This window comes from Azoarcus sp. TTM-91, assembly GCF_012911025.1.
Classification (GTDB): domain Bacteria; phylum Pseudomonadota; class Gammaproteobacteria; order Burkholderiales; family Rhodocyclaceae; genus Azoarcus.
Map to the genome: position 1 here is coordinate 1 of NZ_WUEI01000203.1, position 4,228 is coordinate 4,228.

Here is a 4,228-nt window from a genome sequence, read left to right on the forward strand (position 1 = left end):
CACCGATGGAGCGCAACGAAGTCCCTCCCGGTAGTAAGCAAGCCGGCCGCTTCGTCCCGCTTTATCCCGCCGATGAACCCGTCATCCGCCCCGTTGCCCCCATCGGCCGGGAAACCGCACAGGCAAAGGGGTCTGGCGCGACGGAGAGCGTTTTGATTCAGATCATGGAGCCGGCTCGGGGCAAAAAAATACAGTGCGACCGCGCAGTTCAAAAATCACGACGGATGCAAGCAACGATGAGGGCAACACCATGAGCGGCACCTTCACAAAGGCGATGGCCCGCAACATCTTTTACGGCGGAACGGTGTTCTTCTTTCTGCTCTTCCTGGCGCTGACCTTCGACACCACCAAAGCGCTGCCGAAGACCGACAACCGCCACAACATCACGCCCGCCGTCGCGGCGGGCAAACACATCTGGGAGACACGCAACTGTATCGGCTGCCACACGCTGCTGGGCGAAGGGGCGTATTACGCGCCGGAGCTGGGCAACGTGTATGTGCGCCGCGGCCCCGAGTTCATCAAGGCATGGATCGTCTCCCAGCCGACCGGCGCGCCCGGACGGCGGCAGATGCCGAACTTCCACCTGAGCGACGAAGAGATCGACCAGCTGATCGCCTTCCTGAAATACACCTCGGAAATCGGCAACCAGAACTGGCCGCCCAACATCGAGGGTTGAGAACCATGCCCACAGTGGAAATACCAAGGGGATTGTCGTCATGAAATACCAATCGCAAGCCGTCGCGCTGCCCTACTTCGTCGCGGCGATCGGGCTGTTCGTGGGGCAGATCTTGTTCGGCCTGGTCATGGGCCTGCAGTACGTGGTGGGCGATTTCCTGTTCCCGGAAATCCCCTTCAACGTCGCCCGCATGGTGCACACCAACCTGCTCATCGTGTGGCTGCTGTTCGGCTTCATGGGCGCCGCCTACTACCTGGTGCCGGAGGAGTCCGAAACCGAGCTGTACTGCCCCAGGCTGGCGCAGGCGCTGTTCTGGGTATTCCTGGCCGCCGGTGCGCTGACCATACTCGGCTACCTGCTGGTGGATTACGCCACGCTGGCCAAGTACACCGGCAACGACGTGCTCGCCACCATGGGCCGGGAATTCCTGGAGCAACCGCTGCTGACCAAGATCGGCATCGTGGTGGTGGCGCTGGCCTTCCTGTTCAACATCACCATGACGGTGCTGAAGGGCCGCAAGACCTCCATCACCGTAGTGCTGCTGCTAGGCCTGTGGGGGCTGGCCATCTTCTTCCTGTTCTCCTTCTACAACCCGACCAACCTGGTGCTGGACAAGTTCTACTGGTGGTGGGTGGTGCACCTGTGGGTGGAAGGCGTGTGGGAGCTGATCATGGCCGCGCTGCTCGCCTTCGTGCTGATCAAGGTCACCGGGGTGGACCGCGAGGTGATCGACAAATGGTTGTACGTCATCATCGCGCTGGCGCTGGTCACCGGCATCATCGGCACCGGCCACCACTACTACTGGATAGGCGCGCCGGGCTACTGGCAATGGTGGGGTTCCATCTTCTCCGCGCTGGAGCCGATTCCCTTCTTCGCCATGACGGTGTTCGCCTTCAACATGGTGAACCGCCGCCGCCGCGAGCACCCGAACAAGGCCGCCGTGCTGTGGGCCCTGGGCACCGGTGTGATGGCCTTCCTCGGCGCCGGCGTGTGGGGCTTCCTGCACACCCTGGCCCCGGTGAACTACTACACCCACGGCTCGCAGATCACCGCGGCGCACGGCCACATGGCCTTCTACGGCGCCTATGTGATGGTGGTCATCACCATCATCAGCTACGCCATGCCCATTCTGCGTGGCCGGGCCTGCAACAGCCGCAAGGCGCAGGTGCTGGAGATGTGGAGCTTCTGGCTGATGACCATCGCCATGGTGTTCATCACCCTGTTCCTCACCGCCGCCGGCATCCTGCAAGTGTGGCTGCAGCGCATCTCGGATTCGCCCATGCCCTTCATGGCGGTGCAGGGCCAGGTGTCGCTGTTCTACTGGCTGCGCGAGATCAGCGGGGTGATCTTCCTCATCGGCCTGATCGCCTACCTGGTGAGCTTCTTCGTGAAGGACGGCGACAAGCCGGCCACCACCTGATGACCAACGGTCTCCACTAGTCCGCCTCCCCTCCTGGCGGACGTCAAACAAGGGCGGCGCGAGCCGCCCTTGTCCTTTTCCGGCACGCCTCGCACGGAGCCCGCCGGTGGCTCTTTTCCTCGTAGCGACAATCACTTGCCGGAATTAACACGGATCAATTCCAAGCCCTGCCCGCTTCCCCAGAATGCCCCCATGCATGCCGCCAAGCACACGCTTTCCCCCTCCTTGCCCGCGGAGCCCAGGCTGGCCGGCGACCTGGCGATCTGGATCTTCATCCTCGCCGAGCTGCTCGCCTTCGGCCTGTTCTTCGCCGCCTACGCTTTCGCCCGCGCGCATGATCCGGCGCTGTTCGCCGCCGAGCAGGAAGCGCTCAACCGCAATGCCGGCGCCATCAACACCGCCCTGCTGCTCACCGCCAGCTACTTCGTGGTGCGCGCGGTGCATGCCGCCGAGGCCGGCCGCGGCCGCCAGGGGGCACGCTGGCTGCTGGCGGCGCTGGGCTGCGCCGGCGGCTTCGTCGTCATCAAGTTGGCGGAATACGCCGCCGCCTTCGATGCCGGCATCAGCCTCTCCAGCAGCACCTTCCACATGTTCTACCTCTCGCTCACCTTCTTTCACTTCATGCATGTGCTGCTGGGCATGGTGATCCTGGGCGCGCTGTGGCTGAACGCCCGCCGCGGCCGCTACGGCCCGCGGGACATGAACGGCATCGAAACCGGCGCCGCCTACTGGCACATGGTGGATCTGGTGTGGCTGGTGCTGTTCCCGCTGGTCTATGTCATCCGCTGAGGAACACGCCATGTCCCACGCTTCCCATGCCATCGCCGACCGCCGCAGCACCCTGCTGTGGCTGGCGCTGCTGGCCGCCACCGCGCTCACCTGGGCAATCGGCGAGGGCCATGCCAGCGGCCCCGCCATCGCCGCCCTGCTGCTCGCGGTGGCAATGGCCAAGGGCACGGTGGTCATCCTCGACTTCATGGCGCTCGCCCGCGCCCCGCTGCTGTGGCGGATCGCCCTGCTCGGCTGGCTGGCGCTGGTGTGCGCGCTGATCGGCCTCGCCTACTGGAAAGGAATGCCCTGATGGACCTCAACACCCATAACCTCGCCGTGCCCTTCTACCAGGCCGCCGGCAACGAGATCGAAATCTTCGAGCACGCCTGGAAGAACCGCCTGCCGCTGCTCATCAAAGGCCCCACCGGCTGCGGCAAGACGCGCTTCGTCACCCACATGGCCGCCCGCCTCGGCCGGCCGCTCTACACCGTGGCCTGCCACGACGACCTCACCGCTGCCGACCTCGTCGGCCGCCACCTGATAGGCGACAGCCAGACCATCTGGTGCGACGGCCCGCTGACACGCGCGGTACGCGAAGGCGGCATCTGCTACCTGGACGAAATCGTCGAGGCACGCAAGGACACCACCGTGGTCCTGCACCCCCTGGCCGACGACCGCCGCCTGCTGCCGATAGACCGCACCGGCGAACTACTGGCCGCACCGCCGGAATTCATGCTGGTGGTGTCCTACAACCCCGGCTACCAGAACCTGCTCAAGGGCATGAAGCCCTCCACCCGCCAACGCTTCGTCAGCCTGCGCTTCGACTTCCCCGACGCCGCCCGCGAAGAAGCCGTGCTGCGCGGCGAAACCGGCTGCAACACCGACCTCGCCCGCCGCCTCGTCGGCATCGCCCGCGCCCTGCGCGCGCTCAAGGATCAAGACCTGGAAGAAGCCGCCAGCACCCGCCTGCTGGTCTACGCCGCCACCCTGGTACACGCCGGCATGCCCCCCCTGGCCGCCTGCCGCGCCGCCATCGTGGACAGCCTGACGGATGACGAGGAAGTCGCCAGCGCATTGATGGAGGTGGTGTCGGCAACGTTCGGAGAGTGAGAGGGCTGGGGCGGTCGCGCCATCGCCCACGGAGTTGGCCAATGAATGTGGCACTGACGGATGTGCTTGCCGCTTACAGCCTGCCCAGCGACTTGCAGACCAAGCCAGCCACCTGCGCCCACCACCCGACACATTCCAGCCGGCCGAGGCCCGTTTTTCTCCCCTCTCCCCTCGCGGGAGGGGCTGAGGGAGAGGGGGAGTGGGCTTGTATTGCCGCTAACGCCCCTTGCGGGGCGCCCCCTCTCCCCAAC

General features: G+C 65.3%; 6 protein-coding genes. All 6 read left to right on the forward strand.

Features of this window, described 5'->3' with window-relative positions; all coding sequences use genetic code 11:
- On the forward strand, positions 1–254 hold a 254-nt coding region (locus GRF61_RS24670; RefSeq protein WP_211166171.1), incomplete at its 5' end, for a hypothetical protein.
- Positions 251–676 (forward strand): cytochrome c, encoded by a 426-nt coding sequence (locus GRF61_RS23465; RefSeq protein ID WP_169153032.1) that lies wholly within the window; start codon positions 251–253, stop codon positions 674–676. The genes GRF61_RS24670 and GRF61_RS23465, both read left to right, overlap by 4 nt.
- A 40-nt stretch (positions 677–716) precedes the next feature.
- Positions 717–2,096, forward strand: a complete 1,380-nt coding sequence (locus GRF61_RS23470) for a cbb3-type cytochrome c oxidase subunit I (protein WP_169153033.1) — start codon at positions 717–719, stop codon at positions 2,094–2,096.
- Positions 2,097–2,288: 192 nt separating this feature from the next.
- On the forward strand, positions 2,289–2,885 hold the full coding sequence (locus GRF61_RS23475) for a cytochrome c oxidase subunit 3 family protein (protein ID WP_169153034.1): 597 nt from the start codon (positions 2,289–2,291) through the stop codon (positions 2,883–2,885).
- Positions 2,886–2,895: 10 nt separating this feature from the next.
- Positions 2,896–3,177, forward strand: coding sequence for a cytochrome C oxidase subunit IV family protein (locus GRF61_RS23480; RefSeq protein WP_169153035.1), 282 nt, complete (start codon positions 2,896–2,898; stop codon positions 3,175–3,177).
- Positions 3,177–3,977: a CbbQ/NirQ/NorQ/GpvN family protein gene (locus tag GRF61_RS23485; RefSeq protein ID WP_169153036.1), complete on the forward strand. Its 801-nt coding sequence runs from the start codon at positions 3,177–3,179 to the stop codon at positions 3,975–3,977. Before GRF61_RS23480 ends, GRF61_RS23485 begins: the two co-directional genes overlap by 1 nt.
- Positions 3,978–4,228: the final 251 nt, after the last annotated feature.